A 25,363-nucleotide genomic window follows, 5' to 3' on the forward strand; every position below is an offset into this window, starting at 1 on the left:
CAACCTGAAGAAGCTCGCGACACGTTATCGCGCGCCGTACAACTGCCGTCACACTTATGCGACAATATGCAGAATGTCTGGCATGAATCCCGCCTTTATTGCCCAACAGCTTGGACAAGCGTCCAGATGCTGCTCTCGACTTATGCGCGCCGGTTGAAGTCTAGCGGTGACTGGGGAGAGATGGAGAAACTCCAAAACGCCCCAGGTATGGCCCAAGCGCCAAAATGCGCAGCTCGCAACCCATTGATAGGTAAAGTAATTGATCTCCACAGCTAACATCACGATGCAGTTCGGCGCCAAGCCGCTATTCGAAAACGTTTCGGTCAAATTCGGCGCGGGCAACCGCTACGGCCTGATCGGCGCCAACGGTTGCGGCAAGTCGACTTTCATGAAAATCCTCGGTGGCGATCTCGAGCCGTCCGGTGGCCAGGTCATGCTTGAGCCGAACGTGCGTCTGGGTAAATTGCGTCAAGACCAGTTCGCCTACGAAGAATTCACCGTGATCGATACCGTGATCATGGGTCACGAAGAGCTGTGGAAGGTCAAGGCCGAGCGCGATCGCATCTACTCGCTGCCGGAAATGACCGAAGAAGACGGCATGGCCGTGGCCGAGCTGGAAACCGAATTCGCCGAAATGGATGGCTACACCGCCGAGTCCCGTGCCGGCGAGCTGTTGCTGGGCCTGGGTATCGGCATCGAGCAGCACTTCGGCCCGATGAGCGAAGTGTCGCCGGGCTGGAAACTGCGCGTGTTGCTGGCGCAGGCGCTGTTCTCCGATCCTGAAGTGCTGTTGCTCGACGAACCGACCAACCACCTGGACATCAACACCATCCGCTGGCTGGAAAACGTGCTGACCCAGCGCTCCAGCCTGATGATCATCATCTCCCACGACCGTCACTTCCTGAACAGCGTGTGCACCCACATGGCTGACCTGGATTACGGCGAGCTGCGCCTGTTCCCAGGCAACTACGACGAGTACATGACCGTGGCGACCCAGTCCCGCGAGCAACTGCTGTCGGACAACGCCAAGAAGAAAGCGCAGATCTCGGAACTGCAATCGTTTGTCAGTCGCTTCTCGGCCAACGCCTCGAAAGCCAAGCAGGCAACTTCCCGCGCCAAGCAGATCGACAAGATCCAGCTGGCCGAAGTCAAACCTTCGAGCCGTGTCAGCCCGTTCATTCGTTTCGAGCAGACCAAAAAGTTGCACCGTCAGGCGGTCATCGTCGAGCGCATGGCCAAAGGCTTCGACGGCAAGACCCTGTTCAAGGACTTCAGCTTCACCGTTGAAGCCGGCGAGCGAGTGGCGATCATCGGCCCGAACGGTATCGGTAAAACCACCCTGCTGCGCACCCTGGTCAACGAACTGACCCCGGACGCCGGCACCGTGAAATGGACCGACGCCGCCGAGCTGGGCTACTACGCCCAGGACCACGCGCACGACTTCGAAGACGACTGCAACCTGTTCGACTGGATGGGCCAATGGACCCAGGGCGGCGAGCAACTGGTTCGCGGCACCCTCGGGCGTATGCTGTTCTCCAACGACGAGATCCTCAAGTCGGTCAAGGTCATCTCCGGTGGTGAGCAAGGTCGCATGCTGTTCGGCAAGCTGATCCTGCAAAAGCCGAACGTGCTGGTAATGGACGAACCGACCAACCACTTGGACATGGAATCCATCGAGGCGCTGAACCTGGCGCTGGAGAACTACCCGGGCACGCTGATTTTCGTCAGCCACGACCGTGAGTTCGTATCGTCCCTGGCCACCCGCATCATCGAGTTGAGCGCCGATGGCGTGATCGACTTCAGCGGCACCTATGACGACTACCTGCGTAGTCAGGGCGTGTTGATGTAAGGCGGCTACTGGCTGCAAATGGAAAGCCCCGTCCTGGTGACGGGGCTTTTTGCATTTCAGGTTGATCCACTTACAGCCGATCTGTCATCCACATCGTTAGCCTGCTTTCTTTTATTTCACGCCCGCGCCATGATGCAGTTCTCCTACCGCCTACCGCGATCGAGCTCTCATGTCTGTGCAGCAACTGCCCCCGCAAAGCTCCATGGCGATCACCCTGCAGATCGTTTCCATCGTTTTCTATACCTTTATTGCCTTCCTCTGCATCGGCCTGCCGATTGCCGTGTTGCCGGGGTATGTGCATGAACAGTTGGGGTTCAGCGCCATCGTTGCGGGGCTGACCATCGGTTCGCAATACCTGGCCACCCTGCTCAGCCGCCCGATGGCCGGGCGCTTGTCGGACAGCGTCGGCACCAAACGGGCAATTGTTTACGGGTTGTCGGGGATTGTGTTGAGCGGCGTGCTGACGCTGCTGTCGACCCTGCTGCAAAGTTTGCCGCTGTTGAGCCTGATCATCCTGATCGCTGGCCGGTTGTTGCTGGGGATCGCCCAAGGGTTGATCGGAGTCGGCACCATCAGTTGGTGCATGGGCCAGGTCGGTGTCGAGCACACGGCACGTTCGATTTCCTGGAACGGGATTGCCTCATACGGCGCCATTGCCATTGGCGCACCGTTGGGCGTGGTGATGGTCGCTGAATTGGGCTTCGCCAGCCTCGGGATCGTGCTGTCGTTACTGGCCCTGTTGGCACTGCTGTTGATCCGCAACAAACCCTCGGTGCCAGTAATTCGCGGCGAGCGGCTGCCGTTTTGGGCGGTATTCGGGCGCATTGCCCCTTTCGGCGCGAGCCTGAGCCTGGCGTCTATCGGCTACGGCACGCTCACCACTTTTATTACCCTGTATTACGCCAGTCGTAGCTGGACGGGAGCGGCTTACTGCCTGACGGTGTTTGGGGTGTGTTTTATTCTGTCGCGGCTGTTGTTCATTTCCAGCATCAGCCGTTTCGGCGGCTTCACCTCGGCCATTGCCTGCATGAGCGTTGAAACCGTGGGGCTGGTCCTGTTGTGGCTGGCGCCCTCGACCGTTTACGCCTTGATTGGCGCAGGCCTGACCGGCTTCGGCCTGTCGCTGGTCTATCCGGCGCTGGGCGTGGAAGCGATCAAGCAGGTGCCCAATTCCAGTCGCGGCGCGGGTTTGAGTGCTTATGCGGTGTTTTTCGATCTGGCGCTGGCGATTGCCGGGCCGTTGATGGGCGCGGTGGCGTTGAACCTGGGGTATGCGTGGATTTTCTTCAGTGCGGCGTTGTTGTCCGTGACTGGACTCGGTTTGACCCTGTTACTGAAACACCGGGCGATGGTCTAAAGCCTGCTGTAAATCTCTTGTGGGAGTTTATTGATCGGCAGTTTGCATGCCGGCCCGACTCGGTTTGCCCAAGGCATGGGAGAAGAAACGTCCGGCTTCGGAGATCAGGTTGCGGTGAATGTCCTTGCGGTCGACGCCGTCGGCATCGGTGCACAGCGCCGGCATGGCGGCGATCTGTTCCTCGTTGCACGGTGCCAGGAACACGAAGTGCCCTGCCCCGGCCAGCAATTTGAAATCCGGTGCAGTCGGCAGTTTGCGCGCCAGCGCTGCGGCGTTTTTGTCGAACGCCACCAGTTTGTCGCCATCGCCGCTGTATAGAAGCACCGGCACATGCACCTCGGCCAAGGTCTGGCGGCCGAACTTCAGACTCAGCGGTGCCATCAACAGCAAGGCATGCACTCGCGGGTCTGGCACTGGCTGCAAGTCATCGCGGTCGACGATCAATTCACCTTGCGTGTTGCAGGCATCATGATCGTCCGGGCGCTCATGGCAATAACGGCGCAGACGGTCCAGGTCCGGGGTGGCGCCGGACAGGATCAACGCAGTCTCACCGCCCGCCGAATAGCCGATCACCCCAACCTGATCGGCATTGACGAAGGGCGCAAGCATACGGTCGCCCAAGGTCGCGGTTATGGCTTCGGAAATCTGGATCGGCCGCCCGTAAAGATTGCTCAAGGTGCCGAGGCGGCTGTGGTCTTTGGAGTTGTCGCCGGGATGGATCACCGCCACCACCACAAACCCCTTGCGTGCCAGCGAGGTGGCCAGATCGTGCAGGGCCAGCGGGGTTCCGGTGTTGCCATGGGACAGCATCAACATCGGGAAGCGTCCGATGGCGACTTTGGTGTCTTCACCGGCTTCGACCGTGTAGCCCTCGAGCTTGCTGGAATGTTCCCTCTCACTGGACGGATAAAAGGCGATGGCGCGCATCGGCTGCAAGTCCAGCGGGTCGAGGAATGTCATCTCATGGAAACCGACGCTCCAGTGAGGAAACAGCACAGGCGCGGCGTGCACCGAATTCAGGCTGCCGAACAGGCAAATCAGTAATGTTGCACAAAGACGCACCATGGGATGCCCCACCTTATTACCTGACCGCAGATGTTAACCCTCGACTGCATAACCTGGGCCAGAAACTGATCGCCGCCAGAAACAAAAAACTCTGTACCTGGCCATCACGATGACCAGAATACAGAGTTTCAGGGGTATTGCCCGAGCTGTTTACGACTTTACGCAAGCCTTACGCGGCGGCGAACAATTGTTCGCTGATTTGCGCCTGAGCGTCGCTCATGGCTTTGCTGCGTACTTCATCACCGTAGGCCAGGCCATGGGCGCGGACGAACTCGATGTCGGTGATACCGAGGAAGCCGAACATCACCTTCAAGTACTCTTCGTGAGCAGTGCCGGTCGGTTGGCCAGCGTGCAAACCGCCAGCCGTCGAAACGATCACCACTTTCTTGCCGCCGCACAGGCCTTCAGGGCCGGCTTCGGTGTAGCGGAAAGTCTGGCCGGCTACGGCGATGCGGTCGATCCAGGCCTTGAGTTGGGTCGGGATGGTGAAGTTGTACATCGGCGCTGCAATCACGACGGCATCGGCGGCGAGGAATTCGGCCAGGGCCTGCGCACCCAAATCGGCTTCATGCTGTTGCGCGGCGTTGCGTAGCTCAGCGGCGGTGCCAGCGGCGACCAGCGTGGCGGCGGAGAAATGGCTGATGGCATCGGCGGCCAGGTCGCGGTAAGTCACCACAACGCCAGGCTCGGCGGCTTGCCAGGCTTTGACGACTTCACCGCTCAACTGACGGGAAGCCGAGTTGTCACCCAGAATGCTCGAATCGATATGCAGTAATTTCATGTGGGATCTCCAAGGTGAGGATCGCCACCCGGCGATCTGATGGAAACAATCCTACCAACGAAACCAATAGCTGATTAGCTGGCAATAATGCGATAGTTCGTCCCACTGATAGAACAGCTGGATTTAAATCATGCAAGATCTCAACGACCTCTACTACTTCGCCAAGGTGGTCGAGGCCGGCGGCTTCGCGGCGGCCGGGCGTTTGCTCGGGATTCCCAAGTCTCGGTTGTCACGACGCATCGCCGAACTGGAAGAACGCCTGGGCGCGCGTCTGTTGCAACGCACCACCCGCCAACTCAACCTGACCGCTGTGGGCGAGCGCTACTTGCGACACTGTCAGGCGATGCTGCTGGAGGCCGAGATGGCCGACGAAGCGGTGGCCAGCATGTCCAGCGAACCCCGGGGGCGGCTGCGGGTTTCCTGCCCGGTGGGGTTGGCCCACGACATGTTCCCGTCGGTGATCAGCAAGTTCCTGGAGAAATTCCCGCAGGTTCAGCTGGAGATGCTGCTGCTCAATCGCCGGGTTGATCTGGTGACCGAAGGCGTCGATGTCGCCTTGAGAGTGCGGGAACTGGGAGATGAAGACCCACTGCTGGTCACCCGCCGCTTACGTCAGGCGCAGACTGTCATGGTCGCCAGCCCGGCGTTTCTTCGCGAGCGGCAGATCAAGACCCCGGACGACTTGAAAAACGTACCGATATTGGGCGCACTGGAAGCCGATCGGCTGGTGCATCTGCGGATGCTCGACCAGCAGGGCAAGGCCTGTGAAATGACATTCGAAGCCCGATTGGGCATCGACGATTTTCTCGTGCGCAAGGCGTGTACCCTGTCCGGGCTGGGTTTCACCGTGTTGCCGATGATGTATTGCGAGCAGGAACTGGAAAACGGCTCGCTGGTGCAGCTGCTACCTGACTGGTCATTGCCGGGCGGTTGGCTGCAAGCGGTCTACCCTCATCGGCGCGGGGTAATGCCGGCAGTACGCGCCTGGATCGACCATTTGATCGAATCATTCAATGCCTGTGGGGACCGACTGTTATGAAGGCAAGACCAATGAGCGAAGAGGATGTCGCGCAATTCTGCCTGGCGCTGCCCGGCGCGCGGGAGGATTACAAGTGGGGGGGCGTAAGGGTGTTTTCGATTGCCGGGAGCAAGATGTTCGCCTTGCAGAACCTGCGGGGTCAGTCCCTGGCCTTCAAGGTCGACAAGGACCTGTTCCTGGGTCATTGCGACCGACCGGGCATTCACCCGGCGCCGTATCTGGCCCGGGCGCAGTGGATCATCATGGACACGCCCTACCCGCTGGGCACCGAAGAGCTGCAAGGCTTGCTGCAACGTTCCCACCAACTGGTGGTGAGCAAGTTGCCCAAGCGCACGCAGATCGGCTTGCTGCTTTAAAACAGCTTTAGAACAGCGCGAACAGCTGAGCACCCAAAAACAACTGGTCGATCCAGAACACCTGATGCATCAGCACGATGAGCCAGAACACCAGTTGAAACGAAACCTTGCGGGTTTTGTGCCGAAACACTTGCTGGGCCAGCAAGGCACCCGGCCAACCGCCCGCCAGTTCCACCGCGTGCAAGACGTTCTCCGGCGTGCGCCAGCTGTCGGTGCGGGCCTTGTGCTTGTCGCCCCAGTACAGGAAAAACGCCAGCACGCTGACGATGCCATAGGCGGCCAGGGGAATCACCGACACCCCGCGCAGCCACAGCGACACCGAGCCAAACAACGGCACTGCGCACAGCAAAACGAACACCAGCAATTTCAACCGCAGGTTTTGAATCGCTCCCCCGGACTTGCGTCCGGGGTTGTTGCGTGCGGTGGCGTCGCTCATGGCTTGGCCGCGGTCCAGTCGACCCAACCGAACTGCCAGGTCGCCAGGATCACCAGGCCGAACACGATGCGGTACCAGGCGAACGCCGCGTAGCTGTGGCTGGCGATGAACTTGAGCAGGCCCCGGACGGCGATCATTGCAAAGATAAACGCGGTGACAAAGCCGATGGCGAACACCGGGAAATCAGCCGGAACAAACAGGTGGCGGTATTTGTAGCCCGAGTAAACCGCTGCGCCGACCATGGTTGGCATGGCAAGGAAGAACGAGAATTCGGTGGCCGTCTTGCGCGACAACCCGAACAGCAAACCGCCGATGATCGTCGAACCGGAACGCGAGGTCCCCGGGATCATCGCCAGGCACTGGGCAAAACCGACTTTCAGGGCCTCTTTCCAGGTGATGTCATCGACGCTTTCGGCATGCACGACATGCTGCCGGCGTTCAGCCCACAACATGATAATCCCGCCCACGACCAATGCGCTGGCCACAGTGATCGGGTTGAACAGGTACTTGTGGATCAGGTCGGCGAAAATCACCCCCAATACCACGGCCGGCATGAAGGCGATCAACAGGTTCGCGGTAAAGCGTCGAGCGCTGGGCTGCGTCGGTAAACCGATGATCACGTCGAGGATCTTGCGACGGAACTCCCAGACCACCGCCAGGATCGCGCCGAGCTGAATGATGATGTTGAAGGCCATCGCTCGTTCGCCGCCGAAATTGAGCAGGTCCGCCACAATGATCTGGTGCCCGGTACTGGAAATGGGCAAGAACTCGGTCAGCCCTTCTACAACGCCTAAAATCAATGCCTGAAAGGCTGTCCAAAGATCCATCATTCCCCCAAGAAGCCATGCCCCCAGGCATGCCCCGTTAATAATTTGTAGAGCGTTATTCGCGATCAGCGTGCGCTGAAACCCCGCGCGCACAAGATCCACACAAAACCGTAAAAATTCCGTGAAAAATCGACTTGGACTCAGGTTTTTCCGCGCGGGGCCGAAATCCTATCAGACAAGCCTCATTTACGCTGCCGCGTAATAGGACCTGAGTAGGATAGGCCCGATCGGCAACGTGTGGTTGGATGCTGGCGATCGTTTATGACAAGAACAAGAAAACGGAGTAACAGCGTTATGAACAGCTTGCGCAGTGTGTCGATCAGCCGACGCTTGTGGCTTATCTTGATCGTGGCCGTGGTGATGCTGTTGACGTTGGGCGTGTTGATGCTCAAGCAGATCCACGACGACCTCTATCAGGCCAAGGCCCAGAAGACCCAGCATGTGGTGCAGACCGCCAGTGGCATCCTGACCTACTACCACGGCCTGGAAACCGCCGGCACCCTCACCCGCGCCGCCGCGCAACAGCAGGCACTGACCGCCGTGCGGGGTTTGCGCTACGACCAGAATGACTATTTCTGGATCAACGACCTGACGCCAGTCATGGTCATGCACCCGACCAATCCAAAACTCGAAGGCCAGAATCTCTCGACGATCCGCGACCCGGACGGTTTTGCACTGTTCAACGAAATGGCTGCCATCGCCAAGTCCAAGGGCGCCGGCATGGTCAACTATCGCTGGCCGAAACCGGGCGCCAGTGCGCCGGTGGAAAAAACCTCCTACGTCAAACTGTTCGAGCCCTGGGGTTGGGTGATCGGCTCGGGCGTGTACATCGACGACATGCAAGCCGAGTTTAATGCGCAAGTCTGGAAGGCGTCTTTCGTCGGCCTGGTGATTGCCCTGATCATGGCGCTGCTGGTGATCATGATTGCCCGCAGCATCGTGCGCCCGTTGCAGGAAACCGTGAATGCCATGGCCAATATCGCCAGCGGTGAAAGCGACCTGACCCGCAGCCTCGATACCCACGGCCAGGACGAAGTCACGCAACTGGCCCGACACTTCAACGCCTTTACCGCCAAGCTGCGCCTGGTGATCAATCAGTTGCAAGTGTCCGCCGGCGCGCTGGGCCAGTCTTCCAGCGAACTGGGCAACGACGCCGCACAAGCCCAGCAACGCAGCCAGCAGCAGTCCCAGCAAATGGAACTGGTGGCGACCGCGATCAACGAAGTGACCTACGGCGTGCAGGATGTGGCGAAAAACGCCGAGCACGCGGCCAGTGAAATGCGCGATGCCGAATCTCAGGCACAGCAGGGACAGATCAATATCGATGGCAGCCTGCAGCAGATCGACAAGCTGTCTTCGACCATCGATCAAGCGGTGGAAGTGATTCGTACGCTGGCCGACGAAAGCACGCAAATCGGCAGTGTCCTGGAAGTGATTCGCTCTATCGCCGAGCAAACCAACCTGCTGGCCCTCAACGCTGCCATCGAAGCCGCCCGGGCCGGTGAGCAAGGTCGAGGGTTCGCGGTGGTCGCCGATGAAGTGCGCCTGCTCGCCCAGCGTACCCAGAAGTCGACGGCAGAAATCCAGTCGATGATCGAACGCCTGCAAAGCCATTCCGAAGCGGCGGTCAAGGTCATTGGCGACAGCAGCCGCGCCTCGCAACTGACCATCGAGCAGGCCGGCCTGGCCGGTGCCAGCCTGAATGCCATCGGCCAGGCCTTGCGCAACCTCAACGGCTTGAATGCCTCGATTGCCAGTGCAACCTTGCAGCAGGCGCATGTGGTGGAAGACATCAATCAGAACGTCACCCAGGCCGCCGGGTTGTCCCACAGCACGGCATTGGCGGCCGAGCAGTCGAGCGTGGCCAGTGTTCATCTCAAGGAATTGAGCGAACAGTTGAACGGGTTGCTCAAGCAGTTTCGCGTCTGATCACTTGTAGCAGCTGGCGCAGCCTGCGTTCGGCTGCGCAGCAGTCGTGAAATCAGGCGACGCCGGTTCCAGATAGACCGTGTGCGCAGAATTTATGACGGCTTCGTCCGAATGCGGCCCACACCGAACGCAGCCTCGCAGGCTCGGCAGCTGCTACACCGGACTGCGCAAGCCGGTTCTACTTGGCAGCGCCTGCCGCTACAATCCTCCCCCCTTTCGTCTTCCCCAAGGATCCTCCATGTCCGGGCTTGAACTGTTTGCCGCCGCCCTCGGTGTGATTGCCGTCTGGCTGACGGTCAAACAGAACCCCTGGTGCTGGCCGGTCGGTCTGGTCATGGTGCTGCTGTACAGCTGGATCTTTTTCGAGGTGAAGCTGTATTCGGACATGCTGCTGCAAGTGATCTACGCCGCGTTGCAGCTTTACGGCTGGTGGCAGTGGACTCGCGCGGGCGTGACGCATGACGGGCGGCACGTCAGCCTGCTCGATGGCCAATCCGTCGCGCTCGGGCTGGCCGTGGGCGCGGTCGGCAGCCTGCTGCTGGGCGCTGCGATGGCTCACTGGACCGACGCCGCCCAACCCTGGCTCGACGCCGCCTTGACCGGTTTCAGCCTGGTAGCACAGTTATGGATGGCACAAAAACGCCTGCAATGCTGGCCGCTGTGGGTCGCGCTGGACGTCATCTTCGTCGGCCTGTTCATCTACAAAGAGCTGTACCTGACCGCCGCCCTCTATGGGGTTTTCGCCCTGCTGGCGGTGCAAGGCTGGCGGACGTGGCGCGCCGACCCGGCGTTGCGCACATGAAAGTCCTGGTGCTCACGGGCCCCGAATCGAGCGGCAAGAGCTGGCTCGCCACCGAGCTGCAACAGCAATTCGGCGGCGTTCTGGTGGGCGAATACGTGCGTTGGTTCATTGAACAGGAGGCACGGGACACCTGCCTCGCGGATATCCCCGAGATCGCCCGCGGCCAGTTGCAGTGGGAAGATGATGCCCGCGCCCTTGCGCCACCGTTGCTGATTCTCGACACGCACTTGCTGAGCAACATGCTTTGGAGCCAGACCCTGTTCAGCGATTGCCCGGCCTGGCTCGAACAAGCGCTGCTGGCCCGGCATTACGACTTGCACTTGCTGTTGTCGCCTGAACTCGTCGACTGGACCGACGATGGCCAGCGCTGTCAGCCGCAGCTGGATCAACGCCGGGCTTTTTTCAACGCGACTCAAGCGTGGCTGGAGCGGCATCGGCAATCTGTTCAAGTGATCCAGGGTGACTGGGCAGAACGCCGAGCCCAAGCGTTGCAGGCCGTCACTCTGCTGCTAGGTTGCTGAATTCGGCTGTAGCAGCTGCTACAGCCCCCCCCAGCCCCCCAGCATTTGTTGCGATAATTTTTCAAATGCGTCCGTTTGTGAAACATACCTTTGCACTCGAACAGCCCGTTTCAGCGCTATTCATCATTGCGTCATGATCTGTGTTAAAGCGCTGATACATCACCACGCAAGCTATGGATCCAGAGCGTTGCGCCTACTTTTCCCCGTTATAGCCCCCGCTTTTGTCTCAGGCCTGAAACAGCTCAATCAAGGATCCATTTAGCCTGATCGATAACCCCTTGAATCAAAACAACAATCACAAAGCGGCACGACTTTCGCTCTCTCCTTCACAACGCTGATTAGGGCCAGCGCACAACAGAAGGAATCGCAGTCGTGGGGACTTTTCGTAAAGGCTTTACGCGCTTGATGCTGCTCGGATGTGCCGCCGTCTCGGTACTCAGTCTTGATGTTCAGGCTGAAGGCAATGGCGTGATCGTACTCACTCGTGATGTACAGCCCCACACCGTCGGCAGGCCGCCGTTCCAAAAAGACCCCTACCCGACCACTGTCAACGCCAACCCTTCGGATCGTGTCACCTCGACACTCAACAGCACCGAACTGAGCGATGGTGAGTTCGCCAGCGTGGCCAGCGGTTCGTCCATCAGCAACAGCATCAACCAGAACGGCAACATACCCGGCAGCCTCAATGTCGTGACCAATCCCAATGGCATGCCCGGCATGAGTGCCGGTCACGGCGGCGGTAGCGGTGGCGCGATTTCGGGAACGATCAACCATGCCATGAGCTCCGGCCTCGCGCCGTTGGGCAGATTGGCGGGAGGTCAATGACATGAGCCGCTCCCTGATCCTTCTCGCCCTGGTCATCGGTGCCAGTGTGAGCCCAGGCGCCATGGCCGACTCCAGCGTTCCGGTGGTCAACACCGCCAACATCCTGGATTCCGGCGCCCGGTACAACGGCAACTTCAACGTCAACCAGGCCTCCGGCGATCAACAGCAACAGGCCAATACCCGCGCCATCGCCATCGGCACCACTGATGCCTCGGCGACCACCCGCGTCATCCAGAAACTCGACACGCCCGCCAACCCGTCGATGAACGCGACGGCCACCATCGGCGGCAACTCTTTCAGTCAAGGCAACGGTGCACTGGGTGTCAACCAGGGCGCCGGGGCCAACAACCAGATGGCCAACGCAATGCACATCAGCATCAGTGCTGCGCCGCAAAGCGTCGACGATAGCGCCCTTTCTCAACAGAACGTGGCGTTGTTACCAAGCTCAGGGGCAACTGACGCTTCAAAAGGCAGTCGCCAGGTCGTGACAAGCGACCAGGCCTTCACCGGCAGCCGAGGAGTGATTCAGGTGAACCAGAGTGCCGGGGTGGGGAACCGAATGGCTAACACCCTGAGCATACGGGTCGCTGACTGACCCGAACGCAGTGCGATTAGAAAGTAACCAACACTTAACCAACTAATAAGCACGGAGAATCACCATGAAACCCACAATGGCTCTCAAGCCTCTCGTGTTCGCCCTGGCAGCCGTCATGGCGATGGCTGCACAAGCCAACGATAACGACCATGGTCACGGCCACCATCATCACGGCCCCAAAGGTCCCACCTGGGAACAGCAACTGTCAATCGACTCAGCCGCCAGCGCCTATGTAGGGGATACACAGGACAGCAGCGGCAACTCGGTACTCAACCAAGGCACCAACAACACCGCCGAGGCTGACAATTCGCTCAACGGTTCCAACGGCAACATGGGCGCCAACGTCGCGGGTGGCGATGGCAACCAACAAGACAACGCCGCCGCGCTGGCTACCGCTGATGAAAGTTTCATCTTCGGTTCTGCCGAGGCAACCTCCACCGCGTATCAGTACAACACCAATAACTACGTCAAAAACCGCTCTACTCAAAATAACGCCACGCTCAACAATGCTGGCAACAACGGCTCCGGCAACATTGGCATCAACGTGACTGCCGGCAACTTCAACCAACAGAAAAACAACCTGGCGATTGCCGTGTCTGGCGGCCGGGTAGCAACAGCCTCGGCTGACGCTTACCAATCCACCACCGGCCTGGATGTCGACAACAAGGCTGACCGGACCCACGTCACCACCACCCTCACCGATACCACCACGTCCTCGGGCACCTTCAAGGCCAAAGGCACCGGGACGATCGACGACAGTGGCTGGGGTCACAGAGGCGATGACAAGTTCAAATTCAGCGCCGTGGGCACCTTCGATCTGGCTGGCGTCACCACCCATCAAGTGCTGACTCCAGACGGCTGGAAAAACCCGGTTGTGAACAACGCCTCCATGACCAACTCGATGAACAGCTTCTCCGGCAACGGCGGTGCCAACGTGTCGGCGGGTGTGGGCAACCAACAAAGCAACTCTCTGTCCATTGCTGCCGGCTGCAGAGCCTGCATGTAATCGCGATCGAAATGAAAGCCCCGGCAACGGGGCTTTCTTTCCATGGCTCCTCGAGGGCGTATCGATCATGCGTACGACAGCCTTTTTCGCCCTGCTGTGCCTGTGCGGCCTGACTCAGGCGGCACAGATGCCAGTCGCCGCCTTGCCTGGCGGCATGCTGGTTTACAAGCAGGTGCAAAGCGTGCGTGAGCGCAAGTTCAGCGACATCGTCGAACAAAAAACCGACTTCAGCTGCGGCGCTGCCGCACTGGCCACGGTGCTACGCCAGGCTTACTGGCTCGATGTCGATGAGGAACACATCATCAAAGGCATGCTGATCAATGCTGATCAGAACCTTGTCCGTACTCAAGGTTTCTCCATGCTGGACATGAAGCGCTACATCGAAGCAATCGGCATGCGCGCGCGTGGCTACCGGATACCGCCCGAGAAACTCGAAGCGGTGACCATTCCGGTGGTGGTGCTGATGGAAATTCGCGGCTACAAGCATTTCGTGGTGATGCAGCGGGCGGACAAGAACTGGGTCTATATCGGCGACCCGGTGCTTGGGCACAAACGCTATTCCCATGATGACTTTGTCAAGGGCTGGAACGGCATTGTCTTCGCTATCGTGGGTCCCGGTTACGATAAAACCAATGCACTGCGTAGCCCTCCGGAACCGCTGACGGCCAAGAACAAGCTGGACACATTCAACCCGGTCAAAGATGCCGAACTGATGGACTTTGGCTTCATTCAGAGCGACTTCTTCTAATCGCCCACTGATGATAGAGAGGGCCGGATGCCCCGGGAGCAGCAGATGAAAACCTCATACTGGCTGGCCGCCGCTTGCCTTGCAGCAAGCGCATCGGGCTATGCCAATGCAGGATTCAAACCCATCGAACTCAAGGACCATGAGCTCGCCGAGCTACGCGGTCGTTATGTCATGCCAGGGCGGATCATCAGCTTTGGCATCATCATGAGCAGCACCTGGCGCAATGCCAGCGGAGACCTGATCGGGGTGGCGACTGCCATGCAGATCCAGGCCTCTACCGTAAAGCCGCAACTTTACGTGTCGACCATTAAAGAAACTGGTAATGGCAGTACGCCGCCATCGGGCACCGGAAATGTGATCGGTGGCGCAGGACTGACCACTACCCAGGGAGTCACCCAAACTGTTCGCGCCGCTGGTGACGGCAATACCGCCTACAACAATGTCGCCATCAACGTCAAAGAGGCCAACCAGGCGCCGGCGCCGAGTCCCGTCCAAGGGCAGGTGCTGACAAGCGGGCAAACCATTACCGACAGCAATGCCGCCGGTAGCGTCGCGGTGTCGAACACCGGTGGTGGCGTGCAAATGGCCATCCAGGCCAACAACAACCAAGGCACAGCCATGCAACAGGCGGCTCAGGGGGGGCTGGTGCAGAACACCCGGCTTCTGGGCAACAGCAACAGGGTCAATAACCTGACGCAACTTAATGTAGTGCTTAACAACAACGGCCGAAATGCCGGAGCAGTCAACTGCAATCTGAATCAACTCAAGGCACTACGCAGCCTGGGATATTGAACTACGCTGATGTTCGATCATCGGGCTTCATGGGGGACGGCTTATCATGTATCGGTCAGTACCACTGCGCGCGATCGTTTGTCTGAGTACTTTGTTCCCGTCGGCGCTGCTGCAAGCAGCGTCCGATGCGGACGTGGAAGCTTTGAAGCAACAACTCATGGAGCTCAAGCAACGATACGAAGTACAACAAAAGGCCTTGGCAGTACTCGAACAACGAGTCCGCCAAGTGGAGGATCAACCGGCGGCGGCACCGCCTAAACGCCTGGCCAAGTCGCCAGCCGACATGAAAGGCAATCCGCAAGTGGCCACAAGGACGGGAGCGGCCGCGGCTTCAGGAGGCGCCGCAGGCAGCGGCAGTTCCTATGGACAATCACTGGCCGATGACTCTCAACCGGCACAGAGTGTTTCCAACCTGTATGACGAGGCCAGCGGATTCTTCGGCGGCGGCAAGTTCAGCCTCGAAACCGGGCTGACCTATTCGCGTTACGACACCCGCCAGCTGATCCTCAACGGCTTCCTCGCACTGGACTCGATCTTTCTGGGCAACATCAACCTGGACCGGATCAAGGCCGACACCTGGACGCTGGACCTTACCGGGCGCTACAACTTCGACAATCGCTGGCAATTCGACCTGAACGTACCAGTGGTGTACCGCGAATCGACGTATCAGTCCGGTGGCGCCAACAACGGTGCCGCGGGGGTGACCAGCGAAGAAACCGTCACACGCGATCCGACACTGGGCGATGTCAACTTCGGGATCGCCTACAAATTCATGGACGAATCGGTCAACACCCCGGATGCCGTGTTCACCTTCCGGGTCAAGGCGCCGACCGGCAAGGACCCGTTCGGCATCAAACTGCGCCAGAGCGACGCCAATACCAACCTGTTCGTGCCTGACACCCTGCCAACCGGCAACGGCGTCTGGTCGATCAGCCCCGGTATCTCGCTGGTCAAGACCTACGATCCAGCGGTTCTGTTCGGTAGCCTGTCCTACACCCACAACTTCGAAGGTTCCTTCGACGACATCAGTGCCACCGTCAATCAGAAAGTCCCGGGCAAGGTGCGGATCGGCGACAGCTTCCAGATTGGCGCGGGCATCGCGTTCGCGCTGAACGAAAAAATGAGTATGTCGTTCTCGGTGTCTGACCTGGTGCAACGCAAAAGCAAGCTCAAGCAGGATGGCGGGGATTGGGAGTCTGTGGTGTCCAGTGACGCCAACGCCGGTTACTTCAACGTCGGCATGACCATCGCGGCCTCCGACAACCTGACGATCGTTCCCAACTTGTCCATCGGTATGACCGACGATGCGCCGGACTTTTCCTTCAGCCTGAAATTCCCGTACTACTTCTAAACCGCACCCCGCAATAGAAAAGGCCCACTACGATAGTTGTCGTAGCGGGCCTTTTTTGTTGCACCGCCCTAGCGGATCTGGTGCTTGTGCAGCAATCGGTAAAAAGTCGGCCGTGACACGCCCAGGACACGGGCGGCAACACTCAGGTTGTCGCTGTGCCGGTTCAACACATCGCACAGCGCCTGGCGTTCGGCGCGGGTCTTGTAGTCTTCAAGGGTGCCCATCGGCGTGGCGAAGGCGTGTTGACTGAGCAGCCCCAGGTCTCGCGCCTCGATCTGTCGTCCTTCGGCCAATACCAGCCCACGACGTACCCGATTGGCCAGCTCGCGGACATTGCCCGGCCAGTCGTGCTTGCCCATGGCGACCAACGCATCCTCGCTGAAGCTGCGCGGACGACGGCCGGTTTCACTGCTGTAGAAATGGGAAAAGTGGTTGGCCAGCATCAATAGATCACCATGGCGCTCACGCAGCGGCACGGTGACTACTTGCAGGACGTTCAAACGGTAGTACAAATCTTCGCGAAAGCGTTTGTTCTCGATGGCCTCTTCAAGGTCGACGTGCGTCGCCGCCAATACCCGCACATCCACCGGAATAGGTTGATGGCCGCCAACCCGCTCGATGTGTTTTTCCTGCAGGAAGCGCAGCAGATTGGCTTGCAGCTCCAGTGGCAAATCGCCTATTTCATCGAGAAACAGGGTGCCGCCGTTGGCCGCTTCTATCCGCCCGACCTTGCGCTGATGGGCGCCGGTAAAGGCCCCCTTCTCGTGACCAAACAATTCGGACTGGATCAAATGTTCGGGAATCGCGCCACAGTTGATCGCCACGAATGGCTTGCTGTGACGCTGGGATTGTTGATGCAGGGTACGGGCGACCAATTCCTTACCGGTGCCGCTTTCGCCGCGGATCAGCACCGGCGATTCGGTGGGCGCCAGTTTGCTCAGCAATTTGCGCAGCTCGCGAATCGGTTTGCTGTCGCCGAGCAGTTCGTGTTCAGGCTGATCGATATGAACCGTGCCCTGCCCGCGCAGGCGCGCCATGCCGAACGCTCGGCCCAGAGTGACCTGAACCCTTGAAACATCGAACGGCAAGGTATGGAAGTCAAAAAACCATTCGCAGACGAAATCCCCGACATTCTGCATTCGCAGGACATCCTGATCGAGCACGGCGATCCACTCGGTACCGCTACGGGTGATCAGTTCCTTGACGGCTTCCGGACGTTCCAGATGAAACGGCTGCAAGCGCAACAGGCCGACGTCGCAGGTTCGCTCCGCGGCGTTTTCCAGGGTACAGCTGTCGACATCCCAACCCACAGCGCGTAAACCCGGCAGCAAACGGTGGCAGTCGTCGCAAGGATCCACTACTAAAAGACGTCGTAAAGCAGGCGCTTCGATCATGACTGTTCCTTGGCGCCAAATTTTAGGAAATATTATTAAAAACAGTCATTTGGCGGGCTTCGGTGTAACACTAGCAAAATATTGACGCGGGCTTGTATCGATTGCTTATAGGGACGTCGGCTTATTAGTTATAAAAAATCACTTAATGAGTTGCCTAACGAATTGAACCTTTCATTCAGCTTTCAGCAACTGCCTGAATCGCCGGCGAATCAAAGAAAGTTGAAATTTCTTTTGATTGTGTGTGACCCAACCCCCGGTTGCGGACATCAGTACAAGTAACCAGCCGAACGGTAAGCCCAACCGACGGCACATCACTTGATTGGGCACACAGAGAGAAGACCCCATGAACGCCCCGCTCCGTATCAACGAAGCTCTTTTGATTGCCGACCGCGCATTCCAACCCTTTCAATGCGTGGCCTGGGCCCCACAAGACGGTAATGGTGAGCTCAGCCTGGCCATCATTGATCGCACTAACACTCGCATCAGCAGCAAACAAATCCCCAGCAGTGCCTATTCCGATCCACAGCAACTTGCACACTTGCTGGAACAAGCCCGCGCCGAGCTGAGCGAGGAAGGTTACACACTGCAATCGTGGTCCATGCCGCATTAATCTTTTTCGCGGATTACCGCCCGGTAATCCGCGTCCCTTCTTCTCCTTAGTTGACGGTTTCTACGGTCAGCTGCATAACGCCATTTTCGTTTTCCAACTTCTAGCCGCCAGATTACTTGGCAGGCTTGTCAGTGGTTCGAGAAGACACTGTTCTGGCACAAAACGCCGCTCCTCCCGAGCGTAATGGCAGTTGCGCATCATCGCATTCAGGGATTGAATGTTCTCCTCATGCAGTCAACCTCCGGGCACCCGGACAAGGACGACTGGCAAGGAGATCCGTGCATGCCACTCCAGACTGCTTTTGCCATACCGGCAGCGGTGAAAGACGCCGGGCAACTCGATAGCCATTTCGCTGGCAGCGGCAAGACTCAAGTGTATTTCGCCGGCAGTACTTCCAGCAGGATCAATGGCGTGGCGATTGACCACACCGGCCGAATACTGGCGGCAGCCAAGGTCGGCACGCCAGGTGGCAGCCGCTTTGGCCTGGCCCGCCTGCGTGAGGATGGTTCGGCGGATCTGGCCTTCGGCAAACAAGGCAGTGTCATCGGGCAATTCGCCCACGGCTACGAGGCCATGGCGGGCACGGTGCGGGTGCTGGCCGACGGGAACATTCTGGTGGCCGGCCTGCACTACGAAAATGCTCATCGTACGTTGCCCGCCGTGGCGATGTTTGATCAACGAGGCTGCCCGATACAGGGTTTTGGTGAGCACGGCCGCTGCGTGGTGCGCCTGCCGGGGAAGCTTTCCGAAGGCGCTCGCGACGCTTGGTTACCACCCGGCGTGCCGGGTACCGAGGCCTGTGATATCTGCGTGCAGGACGATGGTCGAATCCTGCTGCTGGCCAATCATCACTTTGAATTGGCCGATCACGTCGGCATGCTGATTCGGCTCAATGCCGACGGCTCGCTGGACAGCACCTTCAACGGTCGTGGCTTTGTCATGGTCCGGCACTTATTGATGAACACCTGGCTGAACAGTCTGATGGTGCAACATGACGGCCGAATCCTGGTGGGCGGATCGATCAACTTCCCCGAGGAAGGTTTGCTGGCGCGTTATCACACCGATGGCCAGCTGGATGACGGCTTCGCCGTGGATGGCTTCATGAGCTTCAAGGCCTGGGGTCAGAGTGCCCAGGTCTGCCAGATCGTCCAGCACGAAAATGGTGATTTGCATTGTTTTGGCAGCAGTCGCGACCCGATGCACTGCCTCGCCCTGAACGTTCACAGCAATGGCCAACCTGACATGCATTGCAATAGCGGCCAACCACAACTGTTGGAAATCAGCCACAGCGGCTGCCAGTGGACCGCCGCCCAGATACAACCGGACGACTGTGTACTGACGGTCGGAGCGACGGGCGGCGGGCTCGAAGGCGATTTCATTCTCGCCCGGTACTTACCCAATGGGGCGCTGGATCGCAGCTTCGCCAATGGCATGGGCTGGATCCGCACACGCCTGAGTCGAGGCCCGGACACCGCCACTGCATTGGCCGTGCAGGCCGATGGTTGCATCGTCGTCGGCGGCTATTCACTGGATGGCAACTACCGCGCCGTCGTCGCCCGCTATCAACCCTAGTTTCCTGCACTTGATCTTCCCTTCCGCTTACGGCAAGTTGCGCGCTTCTTAATACAAGGAGTAGCCGATGTCCGGCTCAATGGCCCAGGCCTTCGCACACAATTTTCTTGGGCATTCACCCCGCTGGTACAAAGCCAGCATTATCGGATTCCTGATTCTCAACGCCCTGGTGTTGTGGACGATCGGTCCGGTGGCGGCCGGCTGGCTGTTGGTGCTGGAGTTCATCTTCACCCTGGCAATGGCGCTCAAGTGTTACCCGCTGATGCCCGGCGGGTTGCTGCTGATCGAAGCTCTGCTGCTGAAAATGACCACGCCCCAGGCGCTCTATGACGAACTGGTGCACAACTTCCCGGTGATCCTGCTGCTGATGTTCATGGTGGCGGGCATCTACTTCATGAAGGACCTGCTGCTGTTTCTGTTCTCGCGCCTGCTGCTGGGAGTTCGCTCCAAGGCGCTGCTGGCGTTGATGTTCTGTTTCCTGTCAGCGTTTCTCTCGGCGTTTCTCGATGCATTGACCGTGACCGCGGTCATCATCAGCGCGGCCGTGGGGTTTTACTCGGTGTATCACCGCGTTGCCTCGGGCAACGATCCGCGTCAGGACAGTGAATTCGGCGATGACCGGCAGTTACCGACATTGCACCATGCCGACCTCGAACAATTCCGCGCCTTCCTGCGCAGCCTGCTGATGCACGGCGCGGTCGGCACAGCGTTGGGTGGCGTTTGCACGCTGGTTGGCGAGCCGCAAAACCTGCTGATCGGCCATGAGATGGGCTGGCACTTTGCCGAGTTCTTTCTAAAGATCGCCCCGGTGTCGTTGCCGGTGCTGGCAGCGGGCCTGGTGACCTGCGTACTACTGGAGAAACTGCGCTGGTTCGGTTATGGCACGCTGCTGCCGGACAACGTGCGTGCGGTGCTGGCCAACTACGCCGCTGAAGACAACGCCGAGCGTACTTCGCGTCAGCGCGCCGCGCTGCTGGTTCAAGGGGCGGCGGCACTGATTCTGATTGCCGGGCTGGCGTTTCACATCGCCGAAGTCGGCCTGATCGGCTTGATGGTGATCGTGCTGATCACCGCGTTTACCGGTATCACTGACGAACACCGCCTCGGCACCGCCTTCAAGGACGCCATGCCGTTCACCTCGCTGCTGGTGGTATTTTTCGCCGTGGTGGCGGTGATTCACGATCAGCAGCTGTTCGCGCCGCTGATCCAGTGGGTACTAACGCTGCCGGCGGATCAACAGCCGGGCATGCTGTTTATTGCCAACGGCTTGCTGTCGGCCATCAGCGACAACGTGTTCGTCGCGACCATTTACATCACCGAAGTAAAACAGGCATTCATCTCCGGCCACATGAGCCGCGAGCACTTTGAAACCCTGGCGATTGCGATCAATACCGGGACCAACCTGCCGAGCGTGGCGACGCCTAATGGTCAGGCGGCGTTCCTGTTCCTGCTGACCTCGGCGATTGCACCGCTGATTCGTCTGTCGTACGGGCGGATGGTGTGGATGGCGCTGCCATACACCGTGGTGATGGGAGGGCTTGGCTGGTACGCCGTAAGCTATTGGCTTTGAGGTGGCAGGTCTGACGCCTTCGCGGGCAAGCCTCGCTCCTACGGAATGTGTAAAACCTGTAGGAGCGAGGCTTGCCCGCGAAGAACGATAACGCGGTTCAGACTGAACTCAGGATGTATCGCTCGATCGCCTGGGCCGCGCCGTCTTCGGTATTGGCCCCGGTCACCACGTCGGCCTGACGCTTCACCGCCTCTTCCGCCTGCCCCATCGCAATCGACAGCCCGGCACGATGAAACATCGCCGGGTCATTGCCGCCGTCGCCCATGGCGGCAGTCTGTTCCAGCGACACCCCGAGAAACTCGGCCAGCGTCGCCAGTGCCGCGCCCTTGTTGGCCTGCACCGCCGTCACATCCAGATAGACCGGTTGCGAACGCGACACCTGCGCCTGCCCTTCGACCTTGGGCAGCAACCGCGCCTCCAGCTCGATCAACAGTTCGGTGTTGCTGCTGGCAGCGACGATCTTGTCGATGCGTGCCAGGCAAGGCTCGAAACTCTCGACCACCACCGGCGGATAACCCAGGCCATGTTGCTCTCGCGGGACCATCGGGCCGTTCGAGTCCTTCAACAGCCAGTCACCACCGCTGAACACCCAGACTTCTATGTCCGGCTGATCGGCAAACAGTGCCAGCGCCGTCAGCGCTGCGGTTGCCGGCAAATAATGCGCCACCAGCAAACTGCCATCCGGGTTGACGATCGTGCCGCCATTGAACGCCGCCGTCGGCAGATCAACGCCCAGGGCTTCGATCTGCTGCAACATGGCTTTAGGTGGACGCCCGGTGGCCAGGCTGAACAGCACGCCGGCGTCACGCAAGGCGCGAACGGCATCGATGGTGCGCTGGCTGAGGCTGTGATCGGGCAGCAACAAGGTGCCGTCCATGTCACTGAGCAGAAAACGGATGGGTTGTTGCGTGACGTCCATCATCCGAGGCTGTGCCAGACGCGACCGTCGCGGGTCAGCAGTTCGTCAGCGGTCTTGGGTCCGTCTTCGCCGGCTGCATAGCTCTCCACGGTTGCATCCTGCTGCCAGGCGTCGAGGAACGGCTGCACGACGCGCCAGCCGTTCTCGATGTTGTCGGCACGCTGGAACAGCGTCTGATCGCCGGTGAGGCAATCGTAGATCAAGGTTTCGTAGCCGGTGGAAGGCTGCATTTCAAAGAAATCCTTGTAGGCAAAGCCCAGCTCGATATTGGCCATGTTCAACGCCGGTCCCGGCCGTTTGGCCAGCAGGTCGAACCACATGCCTTCGTTGGGCTGGATCTGGATCCGCAGGTAGGTCGGCTGCAATTCTTCGACCTCGGTGTCACGGAACTGCGCATACGGCGCCGGCTTGAAGCAAATGACGATCTCGGTGTCGCGCACGCTCATGCGCTTGCCGGTACGCAGGTAGAACGGCACACCGACCCAGCGCCAGTTGTCGATCATCACTTTGAGCGCGACATAGGTTTCAGTGGTGCTGTCGGGCGCGACGTTGGTTTCCTGACGATAACCGGGCAACCGATTGCCATCGATCTCGCCGGCGGTGTATTGGCCGCGCACTGAGTTGGCTCGCGCTTCCTCGATCGACCAGGGGCGAATCGCGCCGATCACTTTGGCCTTCTCGCCACGTACCGCATCGGCGCCAAACGCCGCCGGCGGTTCCATGGCGACCATCGCCAATAATTGGAACAGGTGATTAGGCACCATGTCCCGCAGGGCGCCGGTGACCTCATAAAAACTGCCACGGGTTTCAACGCCGACGGTTTCAGCGGCGGTGATTTGTACGTGGTCGATGTAATGGTTGTTCCAGAAGGCTTCGAACAGGCTGTTGGAGAACCGGCTGACCAGAATGTTCTGCACGGTTTCCTTGCCCAGATAGTGATCGATCCGGTAGATCTGCTTTTCCGTCATCACTTTGAGCAAGCACGCGTTCAAGGCTTCGGCGGTATACAGATCCGAGCCGAAAGGCTTTTCGATCACCACCCTTCTGAACGCTTCAGGGGCTTCTTGCAACAATCCGGCAGCCCCGAGACGTCGCACCACTTCACTGAAAAAGCGCGGAGCGGTGGCCAGGTAGAAAACGGCGTTGCCGGTGCCGCTGGCGTCGATTTTCGCCGCCAGCGCGTCATAAGTGCGCTCATCCAGGAAATCGCCCTGGACGTAGCTGATGTGTTTGGCCAATTTGGCCCACAACGCCGGATCAAGGGCGTGATCGCCCTTGCCGACCTTGGCTGCCACTTCCGCCCGAATGAAATCTTCGAGTTTTTTGGCAAAGGCTTCGTCACTGATGGCGTTGTGATCAACGCCGACGATCCGCAGTCCATTCCCCAGCAAACCATCGCGACTCAGGTTGTACAGCGCCGGCATCAGCAGGCGCTTGACCAGATCACCATGGGCACCGAACAAAAACAGCGTGGTGGGCGGTGCGGGTTCTGCCTTGGATTTCCTGCGGATCACGTGGGTCATTTTTTCGCAGTCTCCACATGGCCGCCGAAGCCGAAGCGCTGGGCCGAGAGAATCTTGTCGCCAAAGTTGCCTTGCCCGCGCGAACGGTAGCGAGAGAACAGCGAGTTCGACAGCACCGGTACCGGCACCGCTTGTTCCATGGCGGCTTCGATGGTCCAGCGCCCTTCACCGCTGTCCGCCACTTCACCCGAGTAGCCGTCGAGCTTCGGATCGGACGCCAGCGCATCGGCGGTCAGGTCAAGCAGCCAGGACGAGACCACGCTGCCACGACGCCAGACTTCGGCGATGTCGGCCACGTTCAGGTCGAAACGCTGATCTTCCGGCAGGTTGGTGCTGGCTTTGGTCTTGAGGATGTCGAAGCCTTCGGCGAAGGCCTGCATCATTCCGTATTCGATGCCGTTATGGATCATCTTGACGAAGTGGCCGGCGCCGGCGGGGCCTGCGTGGATGTAACCGCGCTCGGCGCGATCGTCATCGGACTTGCGATCCTTGGTGCGCGGAATGTCGCCCATACCCGGGGCCAGGGACTCGAACAACGGGTCAAGACGCTTAACCGTCTCGGCATCGCCGCCGATCATCATGCAGTAGCCACGTTCCAGGCCCCAGACGCCGCCGGAGGTGCCGACGTCGATGTAATGCAGACCTTTTTCCGACAGGGTTTTGGCCCGACGGATATCGTCCTTATAGAAGGTGTTGCCGCCATCAATGATGGTATCGCCCGCTTCAAGCAGGGTGCTCAGGGTGTCGATGGTGTCTTCGGTCGGTGCGCCGGCGGGCAGCATTACCCACACCGCGCGCGGTTTGGCCAGGCCAGCGACCAGGGCTGGCAAGTCGGCGACGCCGGTGGCGCCCTCTTCGGCCAGGGTGTCGACGAAAGCGGTATTGCGGTCGTGAACAACGGTGGTGTGCCCATTGAGCATCAGGCGCCGCGCAATATTACCGCCCATGCGGCCCAGTCCAATAATCCCGAGTTGCATGTACTGATGCTCCCTACTACAAATAAAGTGTGTCTAAGGTTATAGCCCAACGCGACTAGTGAAGGTTAGTCCAGAGCGGTGGGATGAAGTTTCCGGGCATTGTGCCCGATCCAGACTGATAACGTCGGGAATCGTGCCGAAGACACAACGACCATGAAAAATAAAAAAGTTCCCTTCAAGGGCAAAAGAAATCAAAATTGGCGCCGATAGTAAGTGAGCACCCGATTTCGGGAGTCGACTTACAGTTGATACCGCCATTTGCGAGGTGAGCAATGGGCACCGTACACACAGCACTGCCAGCACAAACCCTTTACGTCACGATCCGTCGCGATGAACTGCGCCAGTTGAAAGAGGAGCGCGATCAGTTGAAGCGGGAAGTTGCGCAATTGCGCCTGCTGACCCAAGGCAATCAGGCTCAGCCCTTGCCCGTCACCCAACGTGCTCCTCACGCCTGATCTCCTCGCTTGAGTCGGAAGCGGCCCAGCGCTGTTTCTGACTCGCTGCAATCCTGTCCGCTGC

The 25,363-nt window shown here is 59.2% G+C and carries 25 protein-coding genes and 1 pseudogene; 18 read left to right on the forward strand and 8 right to left on the reverse strand.

The window, feature by feature from the left end; genetic code table 11:
• Positions 1 to 4: 4 nt before the first annotated feature.
• The 3 genes and pseudogenes from LOY28_RS15715 to LOY28_RS15725 form a co-directional block, all read left to right on the forward strand.
• A pseudogene (locus LOY28_RS15715) lies at positions 5 to 276 on the forward strand (hypothetical protein); the annotation flags it as partial.
• A complete protein-coding gene (locus LOY28_RS15720) occupies positions 260 to 1,849 on the forward strand; it encodes an ABC-F family ATPase (protein ID WP_026286413.1) in 1,590 nt (529 codons plus the stop codon). The pseudogene LOY28_RS15715 and the gene LOY28_RS15720, both read left to right, overlap by 17 nt.
• A 169-nt stretch (positions 1,850 to 2,018) precedes the next feature.
• Positions 2,019 to 3,206 carry an MFS transporter gene (locus LOY28_RS15725; RefSeq protein WP_258612091.1) on the forward strand — a complete coding sequence of 396 codons (1,188 nt, stop codon included), beginning with the start codon at positions 2,019 to 2,021 and terminating at the stop codon, positions 3,204 to 3,206.
• Between the two features lie 27 nt (positions 3,207 to 3,233).
• Here the strand turns inward: LOY28_RS15725 and LOY28_RS15730 are convergent, their stop codons facing one another.
• Both LOY28_RS15730 and LOY28_RS15735 read right to left on the reverse strand, forming a co-directional pair.
• Positions 3,234 to 4,271, reverse strand: coding sequence for a dienelactone hydrolase (locus tag LOY28_RS15730; protein ID WP_111453602.1), 1,038 nt, complete (start codon positions 4,269 to 4,271; stop codon positions 3,234 to 3,236).
• Positions 4,272 to 4,440: 169 nt separating this feature from the next.
• Positions 4,441 to 5,052: an FMN-dependent NADH-azoreductase gene (locus tag LOY28_RS15735; protein ID WP_064618091.1), complete on the reverse strand. Its 612-nt coding sequence runs from the start codon at positions 5,050 to 5,052 to the stop codon at positions 4,441 to 4,443.
• Between the two features lie 130 nt (positions 5,053 to 5,182).
• Between LOY28_RS15735 and LOY28_RS15740 the strand changes: the two genes are divergently transcribed.
• Complete coding sequence (locus tag LOY28_RS15740) at positions 5,183 to 6,091, forward strand: LysR substrate-binding domain-containing protein (RefSeq protein ID WP_018926069.1); 909 nt, start codon at positions 5,183 to 5,185, stop codon at positions 6,089 to 6,091.
• Positions 6,088 to 6,447, forward strand: a complete 360-nt coding sequence (locus LOY28_RS15745) for an MmcQ/YjbR family DNA-binding protein (RefSeq protein WP_026286414.1) — start codon at positions 6,088 to 6,090, stop codon at positions 6,445 to 6,447. Before LOY28_RS15740 ends, LOY28_RS15745 begins: the two co-directional genes overlap by 4 nt.
• Positions 6,448 to 6,454: 7 nt before the next feature.
• Here LOY28_RS15745 and LOY28_RS15750 read toward each other — a convergent pair whose 3' ends face one another.
• Entirely contained in the window at positions 6,455 to 6,883 is a 429-nt protein-coding gene (locus LOY28_RS15750; RefSeq protein WP_258612092.1) for a DUF1294 domain-containing protein, read from the reverse strand.
• Complete coding sequence (locus tag LOY28_RS15755) at positions 6,880 to 7,710, reverse strand: undecaprenyl-diphosphate phosphatase (protein WP_026286415.1); 831 nt, start codon at positions 7,708 to 7,710, stop codon at positions 6,880 to 6,882. Before LOY28_RS15755 ends, LOY28_RS15750 begins: the two co-directional genes overlap by 4 nt.
• Positions 7,711 to 8,004: 294 nt before the next feature.
• On the opposite strand from LOY28_RS15755, the gene LOY28_RS15760 reads away from it, so the two are divergent.
• From LOY28_RS15760 to LOY28_RS15800, 9 genes are all read left to right on the forward strand, one after another.
• Positions 8,005 to 9,639 (forward strand): methyl-accepting chemotaxis protein, encoded by a 1,635-nt coding sequence (locus LOY28_RS15760; RefSeq protein WP_258612093.1) that lies wholly within the window; start codon positions 8,005 to 8,007, stop codon positions 9,637 to 9,639.
• 238 nt (positions 9,640 to 9,877) lie between these two features.
• Positions 9,878 to 10,441, forward strand: a complete 564-nt coding sequence (gene pnuC, locus LOY28_RS15765; protein WP_258612094.1) for a nicotinamide riboside transporter PnuC — start codon at positions 9,878 to 9,880, stop codon at positions 10,439 to 10,441.
• Complete coding sequence (locus LOY28_RS15770) at positions 10,438 to 10,962, forward strand: AAA family ATPase (protein ID WP_086946407.1); 525 nt, start codon at positions 10,438 to 10,440, stop codon at positions 10,960 to 10,962. The genes pnuC and LOY28_RS15770 overlap by 4 nt, the downstream gene beginning before the upstream one ends.
• A gap of 372 nt (positions 10,963 to 11,334) precedes the next feature.
• Positions 11,335 to 11,787 (forward strand): hypothetical protein, encoded by a 453-nt coding sequence (locus LOY28_RS15775; protein ID WP_018926076.1) that lies wholly within the window; start codon positions 11,335 to 11,337, stop codon positions 11,785 to 11,787.
• A 1-nt stretch (position 11,788) separates the two neighbouring features.
• Entirely contained in the window at positions 11,789 to 12,382 is a 594-nt protein-coding gene (locus LOY28_RS15780) for an adhesin (RefSeq protein WP_258612095.1), read from the forward strand.
• Between the two features lie 64 nt (positions 12,383 to 12,446).
• A complete protein-coding gene (locus LOY28_RS15785) occupies positions 12,447 to 13,388 on the forward strand; it encodes a heme utilization protein (protein WP_096480148.1) in 942 nt (313 codons plus the stop codon).
• A 67-nt stretch (positions 13,389 to 13,455) separates the two neighbouring features.
• Complete coding sequence (locus tag LOY28_RS15790) at positions 13,456 to 14,136, forward strand: C39 family peptidase (RefSeq protein ID WP_018926079.1); 681 nt, start codon at positions 13,456 to 13,458, stop codon at positions 14,134 to 14,136.
• Between the two features lie 45 nt (positions 14,137 to 14,181).
• Positions 14,182 to 14,928 carry a hypothetical protein gene (locus LOY28_RS15795; protein WP_018926080.1) on the forward strand — a complete coding sequence of 249 codons (747 nt, stop codon included), beginning with the start codon at positions 14,182 to 14,184 and terminating at the stop codon, positions 14,926 to 14,928.
• 46 nt (positions 14,929 to 14,974) lie between these two features.
• The gene (locus tag LOY28_RS15800) at positions 14,975 to 16,279 is read left to right on the forward strand and encodes a hypothetical protein (RefSeq protein ID WP_258612096.1); all 1,305 of its coding nucleotides are present in this window, start codon (positions 14,975 to 14,977) and stop codon (positions 16,277 to 16,279) included.
• Between the two features lie 68 nt (positions 16,280 to 16,347).
• Here the strand turns inward: LOY28_RS15800 and LOY28_RS15805 are convergent, their stop codons facing one another.
• Positions 16,348 to 17,673 carry a sigma-54 dependent transcriptional regulator gene (locus LOY28_RS15805; protein WP_007937802.1) on the reverse strand — a complete coding sequence of 442 codons (1,326 nt, stop codon included), beginning with the start codon at positions 17,671 to 17,673 and terminating at the stop codon, positions 16,348 to 16,350.
• A 343-nt stretch (positions 17,674 to 18,016) separates the two neighbouring features.
• Here LOY28_RS15805 and LOY28_RS15810 point away from each other — a divergent pair, with 343 nt between their 5' ends.
• The 3 genes from LOY28_RS15810 to nhaB all read left to right on the forward strand — a co-directional run bounded on the left by LOY28_RS15810 (position 18,017) and on the right by nhaB (position 21,425).
• Entirely contained in the window at positions 18,017 to 18,283 is a 267-nt protein-coding gene (locus tag LOY28_RS15810) for a hypothetical protein (protein WP_018926082.1), read from the forward strand.
• 282 nt (positions 18,284 to 18,565) lie between these two features.
• Complete coding sequence (locus LOY28_RS15815; RefSeq protein WP_258612097.1) at positions 18,566 to 19,855, forward strand: hypothetical protein; 1,290 nt, start codon at positions 18,566 to 18,568, stop codon at positions 19,853 to 19,855.
• A gap of 67 nt (positions 19,856 to 19,922) precedes the next feature.
• Positions 19,923 to 21,425, forward strand: a complete 1,503-nt coding sequence (gene nhaB, locus LOY28_RS15820) for a sodium/proton antiporter NhaB (RefSeq protein ID WP_258612098.1) — start codon at positions 19,923 to 19,925, stop codon at positions 21,423 to 21,425.
• A gap of 97 nt (positions 21,426 to 21,522) precedes the next feature.
• Here the strand turns inward: nhaB and LOY28_RS15825 are convergent, their stop codons facing one another.
• From LOY28_RS15825 to gnd, 3 genes are read right to left on the reverse strand one after another with little or no spacing between them, the layout of a single operon-like run.
• Positions 21,523 to 22,347 (reverse strand): HAD family hydrolase, encoded by an 825-nt coding sequence (locus tag LOY28_RS15825; protein WP_258612099.1) that lies wholly within the window; start codon positions 22,345 to 22,347, stop codon positions 21,523 to 21,525.
• A complete protein-coding gene (gene zwf / locus LOY28_RS15830) occupies positions 22,344 to 23,867 on the reverse strand; it encodes a glucose-6-phosphate dehydrogenase (RefSeq protein ID WP_018926086.1) in 1,524 nt (507 codons plus the stop codon). Before zwf ends, LOY28_RS15825 begins: the two co-directional genes overlap by 4 nt.
• The gene (gene gnd, locus LOY28_RS15835; RefSeq protein WP_258612100.1) at positions 23,864 to 24,844 is read right to left on the reverse strand and encodes a phosphogluconate dehydrogenase (NAD(+)-dependent, decarboxylating); all 981 of its coding nucleotides are present in this window, start codon (positions 24,842 to 24,844) and stop codon (positions 23,864 to 23,866) included. Before gnd ends, zwf begins: the two co-directional genes overlap by 4 nt.
• Positions 24,845 to 25,116: 272 nt before the next feature.
• On the opposite strand from gnd, the gene LOY28_RS15840 reads away from it, so the two are divergent.
• The gene (locus LOY28_RS15840) at positions 25,117 to 25,299 is read left to right on the forward strand and encodes a DUF6026 family protein (protein ID WP_018926088.1); all 183 of its coding nucleotides are present in this window, start codon (positions 25,117 to 25,119) and stop codon (positions 25,297 to 25,299) included.
• The last annotated feature ends 64 nt before the right edge of the window (positions 25,300 to 25,363 follow it).

The organism is Pseudomonas sp. B21-017 (assembly GCF_024749245.1).
Lineage (GTDB): Bacteria > Pseudomonadota > Gammaproteobacteria > Pseudomonadales > Pseudomonadaceae > Aquipseudomonas.

Bases quoted from the DNA above. Each gene is read 5' to 3' on its own strand.
- LOY28_RS15725 (WP_258612091.1), top strand. From the start codon at position 2,019: ATGTCTGTGCAGCAACTGCCCCCGCAAAGCTCCATGGCGATCACCCTG.
- LOY28_RS15730 (WP_111453602.1), bottom strand. From the start codon at position 4,271: ATGGTGCGTCTTTGTGCAACATTACTGATTTGCCTGTTCGGCAGCCTG.
- LOY28_RS15735 (WP_064618091.1), bottom strand. From the start codon at position 5,052: ATGAAATTACTGCATATCGATTCGAGCATTCTGGGTGACAACTCGGCT.
- LOY28_RS15740 (WP_018926069.1), top strand. From the start codon at position 5,183: ATGCAAGATCTCAACGACCTCTACTACTTCGCCAAGGTGGTCGAGGCC.
- LOY28_RS15745 (WP_026286414.1), top strand. From the start codon at position 6,088: ATGAAGGCAAGACCAATGAGCGAAGAGGATGTCGCGCAATTCTGCCTG.
- LOY28_RS15750 (WP_258612092.1), bottom strand. From the start codon at position 6,883: ATGAGCGACGCCACCGCACGCAACAACCCCGGACGCAAGTCCGGGGGA.
- LOY28_RS15755 (WP_026286415.1), bottom strand. From the start codon at position 7,710: ATGGATCTTTGGACAGCCTTTCAGGCATTGATTTTAGGCGTTGTAGAA.
- LOY28_RS15760 (WP_258612093.1), top strand. From the start codon at position 8,005: ATGAACAGCTTGCGCAGTGTGTCGATCAGCCGACGCTTGTGGCTTATC.
- pnuC (WP_258612094.1), top strand. From the start codon at position 9,878: ATGTCCGGGCTTGAACTGTTTGCCGCCGCCCTCGGTGTGATTGCCGTC.
- LOY28_RS15770 (WP_086946407.1), top strand. From the start codon at position 10,438: ATGAAAGTCCTGGTGCTCACGGGCCCCGAATCGAGCGGCAAGAGCTGG.
- LOY28_RS15780 (WP_258612095.1), top strand. From the start codon at position 11,789: ATGAGCCGCTCCCTGATCCTTCTCGCCCTGGTCATCGGTGCCAGTGTG.
- LOY28_RS15785 (WP_096480148.1), top strand. From the start codon at position 12,447: ATGAAACCCACAATGGCTCTCAAGCCTCTCGTGTTCGCCCTGGCAGCC.
- LOY28_RS15790 (WP_018926079.1), top strand. From the start codon at position 13,456: ATGCGTACGACAGCCTTTTTCGCCCTGCTGTGCCTGTGCGGCCTGACT.
- LOY28_RS15795 (WP_018926080.1), top strand. From the start codon at position 14,182: ATGAAAACCTCATACTGGCTGGCCGCCGCTTGCCTTGCAGCAAGCGCA.
- LOY28_RS15800 (WP_258612096.1), top strand. From the start codon at position 14,975: ATGTATCGGTCAGTACCACTGCGCGCGATCGTTTGTCTGAGTACTTTG.
- LOY28_RS15805 (WP_007937802.1), bottom strand. From the start codon at position 17,673: ATGATCGAAGCGCCTGCTTTACGACGTCTTTTAGTAGTGGATCCTTGC.
- LOY28_RS15810 (WP_018926082.1), top strand. From the start codon at position 18,017: ATGAACGCCCCGCTCCGTATCAACGAAGCTCTTTTGATTGCCGACCGC.
- LOY28_RS15815 (WP_258612097.1), top strand. From the start codon at position 18,566: ATGCCACTCCAGACTGCTTTTGCCATACCGGCAGCGGTGAAAGACGCC.
- nhaB (WP_258612098.1), top strand. From the start codon at position 19,923: ATGTCCGGCTCAATGGCCCAGGCCTTCGCACACAATTTTCTTGGGCAT.
- LOY28_RS15825 (WP_258612099.1), bottom strand. From the start codon at position 22,347: ATGATGGACGTCACGCAACAACCCATCCGTTTTCTGCTCAGTGACATG.
- zwf (WP_018926086.1), bottom strand. From the start codon at position 23,867: ATGACCCACGTGATCCGCAGGAAATCCAAGGCAGAACCCGCACCGCCC.
- gnd (WP_258612100.1), bottom strand. From the start codon at position 24,844: ATGCAACTCGGGATTATTGGACTGGGCCGCATGGGCGGTAATATTGCG.
- LOY28_RS15840 (WP_018926088.1), top strand. From the start codon at position 25,117: ATGGGCACCGTACACACAGCACTGCCAGCACAAACCCTTTACGTCACG.